General features: G+C 60.6%; 13 protein-coding genes. 7 read left to right on the forward strand and 6 right to left on the reverse strand.

Going from position 1 to position 14025, the window contains the following annotated elements:
- Positions 1-73: 73 nt before the first annotated feature.
- From plsB to M2401_RS21170, 5 genes are all read left to right on the forward strand, one after another.
- Positions 74-2569: a glycerol-3-phosphate 1-O-acyltransferase PlsB gene (gene plsB, locus M2401_RS21150; RefSeq protein WP_259105785.1), complete on the forward strand. Its 2496-nt coding sequence runs from the start codon at positions 74-76 to the stop codon at positions 2567-2569.
- 139 nt (positions 2570-2708) lie between these two features.
- Entirely contained in the window at positions 2709-3056 is a 348-nt protein-coding gene (locus M2401_RS21155; RefSeq protein WP_259105786.1) for a YbaY family lipoprotein, read from the forward strand.
- A gap of 170 nt (positions 3057-3226) precedes the next feature.
- Positions 3227-3625 carry a YbaY family lipoprotein gene (locus tag M2401_RS21160; protein WP_259105787.1) on the forward strand — a complete coding sequence of 133 codons (399 nt, stop codon included), beginning with the start codon at positions 3227-3229 and terminating at the stop codon, positions 3623-3625.
- A gap of 90 nt (positions 3626-3715) precedes the next feature.
- Positions 3716-4405 (forward strand): DUF4197 domain-containing protein, encoded by a 690-nt coding sequence (locus tag M2401_RS21165; RefSeq protein ID WP_259105788.1) that lies wholly within the window; start codon positions 3716-3718, stop codon positions 4403-4405.
- Positions 4406-4893: 488 nt separating this feature from the next.
- Positions 4894-5115: a DUF6124 family protein gene (locus M2401_RS21170; RefSeq protein WP_259105789.1), complete on the forward strand. Its 222-nt coding sequence runs from the start codon at positions 4894-4896 to the stop codon at positions 5113-5115.
- A 101-nt stretch (positions 5116-5216) separates the two neighbouring features.
- Here the strand turns inward: M2401_RS21170 and M2401_RS21175 are convergent, their stop codons facing one another.
- Together M2401_RS21175 and M2401_RS21180 are read right to left on the reverse strand one after the other, a co-directional pair.
- On the reverse strand, positions 5217-8273 hold the full coding sequence (locus M2401_RS21175) for an efflux RND transporter permease subunit (protein WP_259105790.1): 3057 nt from the start codon (positions 8271-8273) through the stop codon (positions 5217-5219).
- Between the two features lie 6 nt (positions 8274-8279).
- Positions 8280-9380 carry an efflux RND transporter periplasmic adaptor subunit gene (locus tag M2401_RS21180; RefSeq protein WP_259105791.1) on the reverse strand — a complete coding sequence of 367 codons (1101 nt, stop codon included), beginning with the start codon at positions 9378-9380 and terminating at the stop codon, positions 8280-8282.
- A gap of 91 nt (positions 9381-9471) precedes the next feature.
- Between M2401_RS21180 and M2401_RS21185 the strand changes: the two genes are divergently transcribed.
- A complete protein-coding gene (locus tag M2401_RS21185) occupies positions 9472-10107 on the forward strand; it encodes a TetR/AcrR family transcriptional regulator (RefSeq protein WP_259105792.1) in 636 nt (211 codons plus the stop codon).
- 188 nt (positions 10108-10295) lie between these two features.
- On the opposite strand, the gene M2401_RS21190 is transcribed toward M2401_RS21185, so the two are convergent.
- A complete protein-coding gene (locus M2401_RS21190) occupies positions 10296-11078 on the reverse strand; it encodes a class I SAM-dependent methyltransferase (protein WP_259105793.1) in 783 nt (260 codons plus the stop codon).
- A gap of 101 nt (positions 11079-11179) precedes the next feature.
- Between M2401_RS21190 and M2401_RS21195 the strand changes: the two genes are divergently transcribed.
- The gene (locus M2401_RS21195; protein ID WP_259105794.1) at positions 11180-11809 is read left to right on the forward strand and encodes an energy transducer TonB; all 630 of its coding nucleotides are present in this window, start codon (positions 11180-11182) and stop codon (positions 11807-11809) included.
- 101 nt (positions 11810-11910) lie between these two features.
- Here the strand turns inward: M2401_RS21195 and M2401_RS21200 are convergent, their stop codons facing one another.
- Genes M2401_RS21200 through M2401_RS21210 form a run of 3 tightly spaced genes read right to left on the reverse strand, consistent with a single transcriptional unit; the run spans position 11911 to position 13973 of the window.
- Positions 11911-12744 carry an oxaloacetate decarboxylase gene (locus M2401_RS21200; protein WP_259105795.1) on the reverse strand — a complete coding sequence of 278 codons (834 nt, stop codon included), beginning with the start codon at positions 12742-12744 and terminating at the stop codon, positions 11911-11913.
- 54 nt (positions 12745-12798) lie between these two features.
- On the reverse strand, positions 12799-13656 hold the full coding sequence (locus M2401_RS21205) for a DUF72 domain-containing protein (RefSeq protein WP_259105796.1): 858 nt from the start codon (positions 13654-13656) through the stop codon (positions 12799-12801).
- A complete protein-coding gene (locus M2401_RS21210) occupies positions 13653-13973 on the reverse strand; it encodes a hypothetical protein (RefSeq protein ID WP_259105797.1) in 321 nt (106 codons plus the stop codon). Before M2401_RS21210 ends, M2401_RS21205 begins: the two co-directional genes overlap by 4 nt.
- Positions 13974-14025: the final 52 nt, after the last annotated feature.

The raw sequence follows: 14025 nt of genomic DNA on the forward strand, positions 1-14025 counted from the left end.
CTGTGCAAGCCGAACTATCCACCAAAAATCCGGCCAAACCCTTGCCCGCCCCTTCCAATACAGCAGAAGCCGTATGACCCGATCCCCGTTTCGCCGTCTCGTGTTCGGCACCCTGCGCCGCCTGCTGTATCTGTGGGTGCGCTCGGAAACCATCAATCAGTCGTCCTTCACCCTCAATCTGGATCGCAGCCGGCCGGTGTTCTACGCCTTGCAGTCGCCGTCCCTGAGCGACCTGGCGGTGATCGATACGGAATGCCGCAAGGCCGGTCTGCCTCGGCCGATCCTGCCGGTGGCGGTAGGCGGCATGATGGAGCCGGCGGCGTTCTTCTACCTGACCCCGGAGCCGGACTGGCTCGGCCGTCAGGACAAGCGCGGCGCCCCGCCGGTACTCGAACGACTGGTCGGCGCGGTCAGCCAGAACCCCGGCGAAGACGCGCAAATCATTCCCGTCAGCGTGTTCTGGGGCCAGTCCCCGGACCGTGAATCGAGCCCATGGAAACTGCTGTTCGCCGACAGTTGGGCGGTCACCGGGCGCCTGCGCAAACTGGTCAGCATCCTGATCCTCGGCCGCAAGACCCGGGTACAGTTCTCCGCACCTATCCACTTGCGCGAGCTGGTCAATGAAAACAAGGGTTACGAACTGACCCTGCGCATGAGCCAGCGCCTGTTGCGGGTACACTTTCGCAACCTCAAGAGCGCCGTGATCGGCCCCGACCTGTCGCACCGGCGCAACCTGGTCAAGGGCCTGGTGGACGAGCCGCTGGTCAAGCAGGCCATCCTCGAAGAAGCCGAACGGGAGAAAATCCCCGAAGCCAAGGCCCGGGAACAGGCCCTGCGCTACGGCAATGAAATCGCCTCGGACTACACCTACTCGGCGATCCGCTTTCTCGAAGTCGTGCTCAGTTGGTTCTGGAACAAGATCTATGACGGCATCAAGGTCAGCCATATCGATGGCGTGAAGGATGTCGCGCCGGGCCACGAGATCATCTACGTGCCCTGCCACCGTAGCCATATCGACTACCTGCTGCTGTCCTACCTGCTGTTCCGCAATGGCCTGACGCCACCGCATATCGCCGCAGGCATCAACCTCAATATGCCGGTCATCGGCGGCCTGCTGCGCCGTGGCGGTGCGTTCTTCATGCGCCGCACCTTCAAGGGCAACCCACTCTACACTGCGGTGTTCAACGAATACCTGCACACCCTGTTCACCAAGGGTTTCCCGGTGGAGTACTTCGTCGAAGGCGGCCGCTCGCGCACCGGACGCATGCTGCAACCCAAGACCGGCATGCTCGCCATCACGCTGCGCAGCTTCCTGCGCAACTCGCGCACGCCCATCGTTTTCGTGCCGGTGTATATCGGTTACGAACGGGTCCTGGAAGGTCGCACCTACCTCGGCGAACTGCGCGGCGCGGCAAAGAAGAAAGAGTCGATCTTCGACATCTTCAAAGTCATCGGCGCCCTCAAGCAGCGCTTCGGCCAGGTATCGGTGAACTTCGGTGCACCGATCAAACTGGCTGAGTTTCTCGATCACGAGCAACCGGACTGGCGCGAACAGGAACTGGGCCCGCAATTCAAACCGGCCTGGCTCAACGAAACCACCAATCGCCTGGGTGAGCGTGTCGCCCGGCACCTGAACGAAGCGGCGGCGATCAACCCGGTCAACCTGGTGGCCCTGGCCCTGCTCTCGACCCAGCGTATGGCCCTGGACGATCAGGCCATGGAACGGGTGCTCGAGCTGTACCTGACCCTGCTGCGTCGCGTGCCCTACTCGCCCCACACCACCTTGCCCGAAGGCGATGGCCGGGCGCTGATCGAGCACGTCAAGGCCATGGACCTGGTGTCCGAGCAGAAGGACGCCCTGGGCCGGATTCTGTATCTCGACGAACAGAACGCCGTGCTCATGACCTACTACCGCAACAACGTGTTGCACATCTTCGCCCTGCCCGCGCTGCTCGCGAGCTTCTTCCAAAGCTCGTCGCGCATGAGCCGTGAACAGCTGCTGCGCTACATCCATGCGCTGTATCCGTACCTGCAATCGGAGCTGTTTATTCGCTGGTCGATGGCGGAGCTGGACGGGGTGGTCGATCAGTGGCTCGAGGCCTTTGTCGAACAAGGCCTGCTGCGCTTTGAAAACGATGTTTATCTGCGCCCGGCGCCCAGCTCCCGAGAGTTCGTGTTGCTGACCTTGCTGTCCCGGGCCATCGCCCAGACCCTGCAACGCTTCTACATGGCCATCGCTCTGCTGCTCAACAGCGGCCAGAACACCCTCAGCGCCGAAGAACTGGAAGACCTGTGTACGATCATGGCCCAGCGCCTGTCGATTCTGCATGGCCTCAATGCGCCGGAATTCTTCGACAAGAGCCTGTTCCGCCACTTTATCCAGACCCTGCTCGACCTCGACGTCTTGCGCCGGGACAGTAATGGCAAACTGGGCTATCACGAACTGCTCGGCGAGCTCGCCGAAGGCGCGGCCAAGCGCGTACTGCCAGCGGAGATTCGCTTGTCGATTCGTCAGGTGGCGCTGCATCGCAACGAGCAAGCGAGTGAAGTTGCGGAAAAACAGGAGTAATTCGCGGGAATTTGTAGGGATTTTCTGAGGGAGAGTGTCGATTGGCGGACGAAGCTTTATTTAGCGCTACGAACATTTCGTTCACTGCTAACTTTTCGTCCGTGCCACTTTCGGCACTTCTTTCAATAAGGAAATTGAAATGACCAGTGAACGCGTTACCCGCCTGCAAGGCGAAGTTTATTACCTGCCACGCATTGCATTGCCTGAGGGCTGCACCCTGACGGTCACGCTGAATGACATCACCGCATATGACGCTCCGGCAATCACTATTGCGGTCAGCCAAACCGACGTTACCCGACAAGTGCCGCTACCCTTCGAACTCGGCTATAACGCCAGGCTGTTGCCGCAAGGCCGTGATTATGAACTGGAGGCGCGCATCGAGCTGCAAGGCCGCCTGCTGTGGATCAACGACACAATGCAACGCGTACAACCGACCGACACTGATCAGACCGGCCTGAGAATTCAGGTCGTTCAAGTCAACGGCTGATCGATCCAGCGCGGCACATCGCCTTGATGTGGCGCGCCCTCCCTTCTTCCCGCAACCCGTCTAGACTGTGTTACAGGACATCTCAGCTGCTGATCTGCGCGGGCAAATCCTATAAATTCCGGCCCCTCGCGCAAGCTCTTTGTCAGCGCAACCGAAATACGGATAGGCCCATGAAAAAACTTACCCTATTGCTGATGGCCGCCCTGCTCGGCGCCTGCAGCAACCTGCAACCATCCACTCACGCCAGCCTCGATGGCGAAGTCTTCTACCTGCAACGCATGGCCTTGCCGCCGACCGCCACCCTGAGCGTCAGCCTGCAGGACGTTTCCCTCGCCGACGCCCCGGCGTTGGTCCTCGCCCAGCAAAACGGCCCAGTCAAAGGCCAGGTGCCGCTGCCCTTCCATCTGCATTACGATCCGACGCAGATCCAGCCCGGCCATCAGTACGCAATCAGTGCGCGAATCGAATCGGATGGACAACTTCTATTCGTCACCACCGAACGGCATGGCGTACAGTTGGACGGCAAGGATCCACAGCCGTTGCGCATTCGCCTGAATCCGGCGCGCTGACGCCTGGGATCTTCCCGACCAGGGCTGCGCCATCGTGCAATGGTGCTGCCAGCAGTTTTCAAGAAAGCTTTATTAGAAAAGGATGCCCCTATGTTCCGCTCTTCCCTCGGTTTCGCCGCCCTGTGCAGCGGCCTGCTGCTGTCGGCCAACGCCTTTGCCCTGTCGCTGGGCGATCTGTCGCAGTCCGACGCCACCGGCGGCCTGAAAGACGCCCTCAGCCAGGGTGCGCAGATTGCGGTCAAACAACTGGGCGTGCCCGGTGGTTTCAGCAACAACAAGGACGTGCGCATCGAGTTGCCGGGCAACCTGGGCAAGGCCGCCAAGAAAATGAAGCAGTTCGGCATGGGTGATCAGGTCGATCAGCTGGAGAACAGCATGAACCAGGCTGCCGAAGCGGCAGTGCCTCAGGCTCAGGCTTTGCTGGTCGATGCCGTGAAGAAAATGAGCGTGTCCGACGCCAAGGGCATTCTGGCGGGCGGCAAGGACTCAGCCACCCAATACCTGGACAAGAGCAGCCGCGAACAGATTCGCGCCAAGTTCCTGCCCATCGTCAAGCAAGCCACCGACAAGGTTGGCGTGGCCCAGAAATACAACGCCTTCGCCAGCCAGGCTGCGTCCTTCGGTGTGATCGACAGCAAGTCGGCCAACGTCGAAAACTACGTGACCGAACAGGCGCTGAACGGCCTGTTTGAAATGATCGCCAAGCAGGAAGAAAGCATCCGCGCCAACCCGGCCGCTGCCGCTACCAGCCTGGCGAAGAAGGTATTTGGCGCGCTGTAACGTCGGATTGGAATGCAATGATCCGTAGGACCGGCTTTAGCCGGAGGGCGCCTTTGAAACTGATGACGCTCTCCCGGCTAAAGCCGAGCGCCGCCCGGCCGGTCCCACAGGATGTCGTTGATTCAGATAGTTATGTACTACCCGCTGCGGTTTTGAGCACACCAAATGAGACGATTCCGAAGGATCGCTCTCTATCCTTTGAGTGAAATTTCCTAAACAATCCTCCCCCGCTTGTGCTCGTCAGATTCAGGAATTAGCCTGCGTCCCGCCGCTGAAATCAGTGGCCGGGTGTGGAAACCTGTCTTTTACGAACGCATCAGTGCCTCAGGTTATTTACCTTCGGGTAAGGCTTTATGGCAGCTATGTTCGGGCAGACTTCGGTCTGGCCGGGGTGCTCGTGACTCGGTTTTCCACCCCGTTCATAGCTGCCACCTCTTCGCCGTGTGGAAACGGCAATGAGAAGGCTCCAAAACTTACGAGGCTACACCATGATTAAAAAGCTCGTCCCCGACCCACCCCACACCTTCGAAGAACTCCTGACTCGCCTGTTCGACCTGCTGCGATGCGCGGCGGCGGTGATCTATGAAGCAGGCGATCAACACACAGGTTCCGACCGCAATCTGGCGTTTGCCGGGCTGTATTTGATCGATATGGCCAAGGCCCTGGCCGATGAGTTGCTGAACCTGATCAGCGAGCATCAAGAGAGTTAGCGCAAAACCGTGGGAGCCGCCTTGGTGGCGATCGAGTGCGAAGCGCTCGCAAGGGCGTCAGTGACCGCACCGACGCCATCGCCAGCAAGCCGGCTCACACTTTATTTTTTCACCCTGAACCACGCCGCATACAGCGCCGGCAGAAACAGCAGCGTCAACGCCGTCGCGACAATCAGCCCGCCCATGATCGCAACCGCCATCGGCCCATAGAACACGCTGCGTGACAGCGGGATCATCGCCAGCACCGCCGCCAGGGCGGTCAGCACGATGGGGCGGAAGCGGCGTACCGTGGCTTCCACCGTAGCGTTCCACGGCGTCAGGCCCGCCGTGATGTCCTGCTCGATCTGGTCCACCAGAATCACCGAGTTGCGCATGATCATCCCCGACAGGGCGATGGTGCCCAGCATGGCGACGAAGCCGAACGGTTGGTGAAAGACCAGCAGGAACAGGGTCACGCCGATCAGCCCCAAGGGCGCGGTAAGGAAGACCATGAACATCCGCGAGAAGCTGCGCAGTTGCACCATCAGCAGCGTCAGCACGACCACAATAAACAGCGGCACCCCGGCATTCACCGACTTCTGCCCGCGCTCGGAATCCTCCACCGTGCCGCCCACTTCCAACAAATAACCGTCCGGAAGTTCAGCGCGCACATCGTCCAGAGTCGGCAGGATCTGTTTGACCAGGGTGACCGGCTGTTCCTTGCCGTAGATATCACCGCGAACGGTCACCGTCGGCAAGCGATTGCGGTGCCAGATGACACCTTCCTCGAAGCCGTACTCCAGCGTCGCCACCTGGGACAGTGAGACACTGGCGCCATTGGCCGTAGGAATCGCCAGGCTGGCCAGTGAGCCCAGTTGCTGACGTTCTTCCGGCGTGCCGCGCAGGAGGATTTCGATCAGTTCGTCGTCTTCACGGTACTGGCTTACGCTGGAACCGGTCAGGGAGCTTTGCAGGAAGCGCGACAAATCCGCCGTGGTCACGCCGAGGGCCCGGGCGCGGTCCTGATCGACGTTGAGGTACACCACTTTGCTCGGCTCTTCCCAATCCAGATGGACGTTGGCCACATGGGGATTCTGCTGCACCTTGAGCGCGACCTTGCGCGCCAGGGCGCGTACTTCCTCGATATGCTCGCCGGAGACGCGGAACTGCACCGGATAACCCACAGGCGGGCCGTTTTCCAGGCGCGTGACCCGTGAACGCAGGGTCGGGAACTGCTCATTGAGGGCGCCGATCAGCCAGGTACGCAGGGCCTCGCGGTCCTCGATGGTCTTGGCCAGCACCACGAACTGGGCAAAGCTCACTGCGGGCAATTGCTGATCCAGCGGCAGGTAGAAGCGCGGCGAACCGGTGCCGATATAGGCCACGTAGTTATCGATGCCGACCTTGTCCTTGAGCATCGCTTCCAGGCGCTTGACCTGATCGGCGGTGTTATTCAACGAGGCGCCTTCGGCCAGTTTCAGGTCGACCATCAACTCCAGTCGCCCCGAGGCCGGGAAGAACTGTTGCGGCACAAACTTGAACATGAGGATCGACAGCACAAACAGGCCGACGGTGAGCACGATCACCGTCTTGCGCCAGCGTACGCACCACTCGATGACCCCGCGCACCCGACGATAGAACCGGGTGTCGTAAGGATCGTGAGGGCCGCTGCCATGTTTGGCCGCGTGGATCTTCGCCAGGTCCGGCAGCAGCCGATCCCCCAGATAAGGCACGAATACCACCGCCGCTACCCACGACGCCAGCAGGGCAATGGTCACCACCTGGAAGATCGAGCGGGTGTATTCGCCGGTACTGGACTGGGCGGTGGCAATGGGCAGAAAGCCTGCGGCGGTGATCAGGGTCCCGGTGAGCATGGGGAACGCCGTGCTGGTCCAGGCATAACTGGCCGCCTTGAGCCGGTCGAAGCCCTGTTCCATTTTGATCGCCATCATCTCCACAGCGATGATCGCGTCGTCCACCAGCAAGCCCAGGGCCAGTACCAGCGCCCCCAGAGAGATCTTGTGCAGGCCGATGCCGAAGAACGACATACTGGCAAAGGTCATGGCCAGTACCAACGGGATGACCAGTGCAACCACCAGCCCGGTACGCATGCCCAAGGAGAAAAAACTCACCAGCAGGACGATGCCCAAGGCTTCGGCCAGTACATGCACGAACTCGCCAACCCCGGTTTTCACCGCCGCCGGCTGATCGGACACCTTGCGCAGTTGCATGCCCACCGGCAGGTTGCGCTGGATCTTCTCGAACTCGCCCTCCAGCGCGTGACCCAACTGCAGAATGTCGCCACCATCCTTCATCGACACGGCCAGACCGATGGCGTCATCGCCCATGAAGCGCATGCGTGGCGACGGTGGATCGGTGAAGCCGCGATGCACCTCGGCCAGATCGCTGATGCGCAGAGTGCGGTCACCCACGCGCAGGGGGAAGTTGCGGATCTCGTCCACCGAGAGGAAACGCCCCGTCACCCGCAACTGCACGCGCTCGGTGGGGGTTTCAAAGAAGCTGGTGGCCTGCACCGCGTTCTGCGCTTCCAGGGCCTGCTGTACCGCTTGCAGGGACAGGCCGAGGGTGGCCAGCTTGACGTTCGACAGCTCGATCCAGACCTTCTCGTCCTGCAGACCGATCAGTTCGATCTTGCCGACGTCCTTGACCCGCTGCAGCTGAATCTGGATGCGGTCGGCGTAGTCCTTGAGCACCGCGTAGTCGAAGCCGTCACCGGTCAGGGCGTAGATATTGCCAAAGGTGGTGCCGAATTCATCGTTGAAGAAAGGGCCTTGAATGCCTTGCGGCAGGGTCTGGCGGATATCGCCGGTTTTCTTGCGCAGTTGATAGAACAGATCCGGCAGCGCCGAGGACAGCATCGAGTCACGGGCGGCGAAAATGATCTGCGACTCACCGGGCCGGGAGAACGAACTGATACGCTCGTACTCGCCGGTTTCCATCAGCTTCTTTTCAATGCGGTCGGTGACCTGACGCGCCACTTCTTCGGCGCTGGCGCCGGGCCACAGAGTGCGTACGACCATGGCCTTGAAGGTGAACGGCGGGTCTTCGCTCTGCCCCAGCTTGGTGTAAGACATTGCTCCAACAAGAGCCAGGACAATCATCAGGTACAGCACGATCTGGCGGTTACTCAGCGCCCATTCGGAAAGATTGAAACGCATCCGTGCCTACTCCTTCGCCGCCAGCTTGATCGTGCGGTTATTGCGATCCACCGGACGGACCTTCTCCCCTTCGTGCAATACATGCACCCCCGCTGCGACAACCCAGTCGCTGGCGGCCAGGCCCTTGAGCACCGGCACGGTTTCCTGACCGTAGGGGCCAATCTGTACCGGAATGCGCTTGAGGGTGTCGTCGGCCTGCAACTGCCAGACGTAGGTATTGCCGTTTTCCGCCGTCAGGGCCGACAACGGCACCGCCAAAGGCACCGCCTGTTCGGACTGGATAAACACCTGTGCGCTCTGGCCCAGTTCGGCGGGAATCTTGCCGCTGCTGAAGGCAATGCGTGCGGCGAAGGTGCGTGAACGCGGATCAGCGGCCGGCGACAACTCACGGATGCGCCCCTGGAAACGCTGGTCGCGCTGATTCCACAGTTCCACCGACACGGCCTGGCCGACCTTGAAGCGGTTGAAGCTCTGCTCCGGCAGGCCGATCAGCACTTCGCGCTCGCCATCGGCGGCCAGGGTAAATACGGTTTGCCCGGCAGCCACCACCTGGCCGACTTCCACCAGGCGTTTGGTGACTACACCATCCTGTTGGGCACGCAATACGGTGTAGCTGGTCTGATTGTCGGCGACGGTCAGCTCGGCCTTGAGCTGCTTGAGGCGGGCTTCACCGGCGCGATAAAGGTTTTCGGCATTATCGAACTGCGAATGACTGACCATCTGCTTGTCCACCAACGCCCTGTAGCGATCACGCTCGGAGCGGACCGTCTGCAGGTTGGCCTCGGCGGCGGCGACCTGGGCGCGGGTGGCGTCCAGTTGCAGGCGCACATCCTGGGCATCCAGCTCAGCCAGCGGTTGATTAGCCTTGACCCGCTGGCCTTCCTCGACCAGGCGCTTGCTGACCTTGCCGCCGATGCGGAAAGCCAGGTCCGGCTCGAAGCGGGCGCGGACTTCACCGGGATAACTGTCTGCCGACTGTGAGGATGGCAGCGGCTGCACTACCATGGCAGGACGAACACTGGCAGGAGGTGCGACTTCCTGACCACAGGCGGCCAGTAACGACACCAGGCTTAATGGCAGGACAAGAGACAAGGCATCGCGGAACATAGTGAAGACCTTTGCAGTCAGAGCTTGGAATAATTGTACTCGCCAGTATATTAAGAATTACCGAACTCAAGAGTCCACTATTAAAACGTTTATGTCCGACAATTCTACAGGCGCATCCGGCCCCGGCCGTCCCAAGGACCTGGCCAAACGCCAGGCCATCCTCGAAGCCGCGAAAAATCTGTTCGTGCGTAATGGCTATGCCAATACCAGCATGGATGCCGTGGCGACCGAAGCCGGGGTCTCGAAACTCACGGTGTACAACCACTTCACCGACAAGGAGACGCTCTTCTCCGCCGCCGTGGTGGCGCGTTGTGAGGAGCAGATCCCGGAACTGTTTTTCAATCTCAACAGCGGCCAGTCGGTAGAGACGGTGCTGCTGAGCATCGGCCGCGGCTTCAATACCCTGGCCAACAGCGCCGAATCCATCGAACTGCACCGCCTGATGGTGACCCTGGGCAGTCAGGACCCGAAGCTGTCGAAGATCTTCTTCGAAGCCGGGCCACAGCGTTTGCTGATGGAAATGGAGCGGGTGTTGGTACAGATCCAGGCGTGCGGCGCCCTGCACTTCCCTTCTGCGAAAACCGCAGCCGAGCACTTTTTCAGCCTGCTCAAGGGCGCGTGCAATTTCCGCCTGATGATCGGTCTGTGCGACGAGCTGGACCCGGCCGTCGAAGAGCAGCATGTGCAGGATGTGGTGGGGTTGTTTATGCGGGCGTATCAAGCTTGAGACTTCGGTTCGAAGCCGTAAGCTCCTATCGCAGTAGCGATTGATTTCTGTGGGAGCGAATTCATTCGCGAAGAGGACGGTACATTCGAATCGGTTGTATCGCTCGACGCACCGCTTTCGCGAATAAATTCGCTCCCACAAAGAATCATGGATTTCGGTTAGCGATGACTTTTTAAAAGCTGCGACAATCAGGTCTTCAGGGCCTTCTTCGGATACACATCATAACGACTGGATTTGCCATCCAGCGCATACCCAGGCTTAGGCCCGTCGATGCACGGTGCCTTGCGCGGGCGTTTGACCACCACCCGGTGACTGGCCAGGGCCAGGGCGGCTTCGAGCAGCGCCGGGGCGTCCATGTCATCACCCACCAACGGGCGAAACAGGCGCATTTCTTTCTTCACCAGCGCGGTTTTTTCCCGATGGGGAAACATCGGATCAAGGTAAATCACTTGCGGTGGCGTGCCTTCCCAGGCGCGGATCAACTCGATGGAGTTACCGGTCAACAGGCGCATGCGACGGGTGATCGGGCCCGCGTCGGCATCGTTGGCACCCCGTGCAAGACCGTCTTCCAGCAGCGCGGCAATGATCGGCTGGCGCTCGATCAGGCTCATCTCGCAACCCAGGCTGGCGAGGACGAACGCGTCTTTGCCCAACCCCGCCGTGGCATCGAGCACGCTGGGTCGCACGCCGGGCTGAATGCCCACGGCCTTGGCGATCATCTGCCCGCTGCCGCCACCGAACAACCGCCTGTGGGCGACCGCACCCTCGGCGAAATCCACCCGCACCGGGCCAGGCACATCGTCGCCCAATTGCTGCAGCTGCAAGCCGTCGCTGCTGACCTGCAGGGCGAAATCGGCGCTGTCATCCTCCAGCGGCAGACCCAGGCGCCCCGCCCACTTGGCGGCCTGCTCCTGGCTCTGACCGGCCAGGGCTTCGACCCGGATTCGACTGCCCGCTTGTTGCTCACTCATTGTGTGTCCGCACGCTCAAAAAAGTATTAATGATTGGCAAAAACTGCCGATAAACAAAGTATCCGGCATTTTGCCAGAACCCACGGTATGTACTGAGCGCTATGTCAGACATTCAGACCTCATCCTCAATCGGTTACTTGGCCTACGCTGGCGATTACAGCGTACCCAATACCCGTGTGCTCGGCGGCGTTACGCAGCTGTGGCAGGATGCGTTCAGCCGGGCGATGGCTCAGGGTGTCGACGATAACGCCAACGAGCCTGCTGCACCGACCTTCAGCGTCAGTGTCGACAGCAGTACCGGCGAACCGGTTGCCGGTGCGCAAGTATTGGGCAAGATCGTCGAGCAGCGCGGCTGCCCGGTGGTGGATGCCGAGCGCAAGCCGCCTGAGCCGCTGTTTCTGCCGATTGCCGAATTCGAAATGAACCTGCTGCCACCGGCGCCTGAGCCGTTCAGCATCAGCGACATGATCGCCCAGCAGCGCCACCTGGACGTCGAGAACAACTGGGTCCGCCCAAATGTGCTCAACCCGTACGACGACACCGTCAACCCTGGCCCAGGCCCGCAGCCAAAACCTCTGCACCTGCCGATTGCCGAATTCGAATGGGATCTGCTGCCACCGCCTGCCGAGCCGTTCAGCGAACACGAAATGACCGAACAACAGCGCGCACTCAACTTTGATAGCGGCTGGGCCCGTCCGATCATTCTGCAGAATCTACGGATGGCTGCCTAAGGTCTACACCCGTTGGAGCGAGGCTTGCCCGCGAAGATGACGACCCGGTCTTTCAGTCACACCGCAGCGAACGATTCGCGAGCAAGCCTCGCTCCAACAGCTTAATCTTTAAATAACCCATTCAACCTGGCAAACGGCATCGCCTGTTCGGCATAGGTAAAGGTGCCATGGTCGCGCATCTCCTCGGCCGCCCGTAGCAGGCCGCCAAACGCCGCCCGCGCAAGAGATGAACCGACGCTGATGCGCTTGACCCCCAGCTCGCTCAGATCGCGTACCGACAACGCCACGCCGTCCAGGCCCATCAGCACATTGACTGGCTTGGGCGACACCGCCTTGACCACCGCCGCAATCTGATCGCGCGTCTGCAAACCCGGCGCGTACAGCACATCCGCGCCTGCCTCGGCATAGGCTTCAAGGCGTCTCAGGGTATCGGCGAAATCCGTGCGGCCATGCAGCAGATTCTCCGCGCGGGCCGTCAGCATGAAGGGGAATGGCAGGCTGCGCGCCACGGCCACAGCAGCTTTGACCCGCTCCACGGCATGCTCGAATTCATAAATGGGGGCTTCTGCCTTGCCGCTGGCATCTTCGATGGACGCGCCGACAATGCCGCAGGCAATGGCCTGGCGCAGGTTCTCTGCACAGCCTTCGGGGCTATGGGCAAAACCGTTTTCCAGGTCAGCGGTGATGGGCAAGGCGGTGGCGGCGATGATCTGCCGGATGTTTTCCAGGGTCTCGTCACGGCTGATACCGCCGTCACCATCGGTACGCCCCAGGCTGAAGGCCAGGCCCGCACTGCTGGTCGCCAGTGCTTCAAACCCCATCGCGGCCAGCAGTTTGGCGGAACCGGCATCCCAGGGATTGGCGACGATAAAAGCGCTTTTGCGCTCATGTAGCGCTTTGAACGTGTGGGCACGAAGCCGTTGCAGCGAATCCATGTGCTTACTCCCAAGGCTGTGTCCTACACAGGGTAGCCACATGTACAGGGTTTGTCAGAGTAAACCCAGCTGTTCGACCTCGGGCTTGAGCTCCGGCAGGGGCGCAAGGCCCGGCAAGCGTGCCATCAATTGCTGATGGAAGCGGCGGGCCAGGTCCGGTGCCTGGATATTGTCCGGGGTATGCAGAAACACATACGGCGTGCGGCCTTCTTCGATCCACTCGGCGACTTTGCTGACCCAAGGGGCGAGAAACGGATCATTGGCTTCCAGTAAAGGATGGCCGATAAAGCGCACCTGCGGAAACTGCGTCATGGCCGCCGGGCGCAGTGGCACCTTAGGCTTTTTCGATTGCGCATGGAGCACCGCAGGGTCGCTGGAAACACAGCTGAACAGCGGCCGCGAATCCAGGCAGATACGTTCGACACCGCGATCAAGCAACAGGCGGTTGAGCATGCGCTCCTCTTCACCCTTTTCGAAGAAGGCCATGTTGCGCACTTCTACCGCCAGAGGGCACTCCAGGGCATCGATAAAGGCGGCCAGTTCACCCAGGCGATTGGGCGTGAAACTGCGGGACAGCTGCAGCCAGAACGGACTGACCCTGGCGCCCAGGGGTGCGAGCAGTTGCTTGAACTCTTCGGCGGCCTGTAGCCGATCTCGCAGATCACCACCGTGGCTGATATCGCCGTGGAATTTGGCGGTGAAACGAAAATGCTCCGGCCACACTTGCGCCCAGCGTTGCACCGTAGAGGCGGCGGGACGTGCATAAAAAGTGGTATTGCCTTCGACGGCATTGAAGACCTGGGCGTACAGGTCGGGCATTTCGTTGTTGCGGGTTTGCGGCGGATACAACGAGCCGCGCCAGGCATTATCACCCCAGGACGGACAACCGATGTAGTAAGGCAGGCTGTTCAAACGTGCAGATCGAGCCCGGACACTTCCAGATCCCAATCGACGAAACTGGCAGTATTCAGGTAACTGGCCAGTGCGGTCGCGACACGGCGACTCATGGAGCGAGGGAAGATAATGTCTTGCTGACGTGCAGGAACGTTGGGAGTAGGCGCCGACTGGGCGCCGCCGGCACTTTGCCGACGAGCAGTATTGGCCGGTTGCGCAGGAACCTCGATTTCACTGTCTACTACTTCTTCGAAGGTGCCTTCGACCGTCGCAGAGCCTTTGCGTGGCTTGCGCTTTATCGGGTAGGAGCGTGCTGAGGGTCCGTCTATACGCATAACGGCGTTCTCTACTTTATTAGATAGTGGCAATTTAACGTCACGGAGAGCC

This window comes from Pseudomonas sp. JUb42, from assembly GCF_024807945.1.
Classification (GTDB): Bacteria; Pseudomonadota; Gammaproteobacteria; order Pseudomonadales; family Pseudomonadaceae; genus Aquipseudomonas.

Bases quoted from the DNA above. Each gene is read 5' to 3' on its own strand.
- plsB (WP_259105785.1), top strand. From the start codon at position 74: ATGACCCGATCCCCGTTTCGCCGTCTCGTGTTCGGCACCCTGCGCCGC.
- M2401_RS21155 (WP_259105786.1), top strand. From the start codon at position 2,709: ATGACCAGTGAACGCGTTACCCGCCTGCAAGGCGAAGTTTATTACCTG.
- M2401_RS21160 (WP_259105787.1), top strand. From the start codon at position 3,227: ATGAAAAAACTTACCCTATTGCTGATGGCCGCCCTGCTCGGCGCCTGC.
- M2401_RS21165 (WP_259105788.1), top strand. From the start codon at position 3,716: ATGTTCCGCTCTTCCCTCGGTTTCGCCGCCCTGTGCAGCGGCCTGCTG.
- M2401_RS21170 (WP_259105789.1), top strand. From the start codon at position 4,894: ATGATTAAAAAGCTCGTCCCCGACCCACCCCACACCTTCGAAGAACTC.
- M2401_RS21175 (WP_259105790.1), bottom strand. From the start codon at position 8,273: ATGCGTTTCAATCTTTCCGAATGGGCGCTGAGTAACCGCCAGATCGTG.
- M2401_RS21180 (WP_259105791.1), bottom strand. From the start codon at position 9,380: ATGTTCCGCGATGCCTTGTCTCTTGTCCTGCCATTAAGCCTGGTGTCG.
- M2401_RS21185 (WP_259105792.1), top strand. From the start codon at position 9,472: ATGTCCGACAATTCTACAGGCGCATCCGGCCCCGGCCGTCCCAAGGAC.
- M2401_RS21190 (WP_259105793.1), bottom strand. From the start codon at position 11,078: ATGAGTGAGCAACAAGCGGGCAGTCGAATCCGGGTCGAAGCCCTGGCC.
- M2401_RS21195 (WP_259105794.1), top strand. From the start codon at position 11,180: ATGTCAGACATTCAGACCTCATCCTCAATCGGTTACTTGGCCTACGCT.
- M2401_RS21200 (WP_259105795.1), bottom strand. From the start codon at position 12,744: ATGGATTCGCTGCAACGGCTTCGTGCCCACACGTTCAAAGCGCTACAT.
- M2401_RS21210 (WP_259105797.1), bottom strand. From the start codon at position 13,973: ATGCGTATAGACGGACCCTCAGCACGCTCCTACCCGATAAAGCGCAAG.